The sequence below is a fragment of the Petrocella sp. FN5 genome (assembly GCF_029210395.1).
Classification (GTDB): domain Bacteria; phylum Bacillota; class Clostridia; order Lachnospirales; family Vallitaleaceae; genus Petrocella.
In genome coordinates this window covers 1-1209 of the sequence record NZ_JARGDP010000191.1, presented here as the reverse complement: position 1 = coordinate 1209, position 1209 = coordinate 1, and the positions used below count along the sequence as shown (strand labels likewise).

Below are 1209 nucleotides of genomic sequence, written 5' to 3'. Positions count from 1 at the left end.
AGCCTTAGAAGATCTTGAGAGTACAAGTTATACCAAGGGAGAAGAAATAGAAGGTGCCTTAATAGACAGCTTCATGGTAGAAGGTAAGCACAAAGCAAATGTACTAAAGGTCTATGAACAGGGTATCATAACAGGGTATCCTGACGGCACATTTAAGCCGGAGATGACCTTAACAAGAGCCGAGGGTGTGGCTGTAATTAGACGCATCATAGATAAAGGCGCAAGAAAACCATATATAAGTAAGGGCACCAATTACGCTGACCACTTCAAAGGTGGCAAGCTATGGGTAGATCCAGTTAGAGACAGTGATGAGAAAAACATTGCAGCAGATTTAAAAATGATAGAAAGTGACAAAGTGTACTATGACAAACATGGCAGCTACGAATGGGATGACCATTTAGGCATTATCATCAAATACTCAGAATATGGAAAGCCTGTAGACCAGCTTAAAGATTTAGAAAGGCTTTTAAGAAGACGCTTGTCAGAAGAACATGTACATACAATACTCGATTACATTAAGCATAAAGATGGTTGGCGTACACTGCTGAATGAAGAGCATAAATGGTATAATATGGATAATTATAGAATTGCAGTGGTTGATGAAAGGCAATTGAAAGGATCAAAATTTGAACGTTCTTTAGATGTTACGATTCAAATGTGGTATGAGTAATGAAGAGGATTACAATAGTACTTAGTATGATAGTATTTTCGATTTTCTTAATCAATTTTTCAGATTTTAAGGAGTCTTATGCTAGTCAGACATCTAGTTATATTGATATTTTTAGACCAATAATGAATCTAGAAGAAGCTATAAAAGATGCTAATGTTGAGATGAATAGTCTGATGGATAGAGATTACTTTTTTTATAGAATATATGATGTGGATATAAATACATTTGTAGAAATCGACGCCAATGAAGATATATGGCAAGAGTATGGAATATTCTCAACCAAGTCACCTTCAGGCAAATATAAGTTTATCAATGAACTACAGGCCTATCCCAATATTCCTAACAGTCAGTGGGAATTTATTGGCTATAATATTATGCCTGAGCCGGTGCCTAATCCTTATTACACACCGGATAGTATGCCGAAAACACAAATTATGGGTAGGTGGAAATGGGTTCAGAATCCGGAAGTATTTTTAAAAAATAATAAGGCACTCGCATCTTATCTTTCTCTTAATTACAAGGACGCTCTCACCCCGACT

The 1209-nt window shown here is 36.2% G+C and carries 2 protein-coding genes; both read left to right on the top strand.

Annotated elements, in window-relative coordinates:
- Positions 1-670, top strand: a 670-nt coding sequence (locus P0N36_RS15420) for an S-layer homology domain-containing protein (RefSeq protein WP_275843779.1), incomplete at its 5' end; no start/stop codon positions are given.
- Positions 670-1209: hypothetical protein (locus tag P0N36_RS15415; RefSeq protein ID WP_275843778.1), on the top strand; the 540-nt coding region annotated here is incomplete at its 3' end. The genes P0N36_RS15420 and P0N36_RS15415, both read left to right, overlap by 1 nt.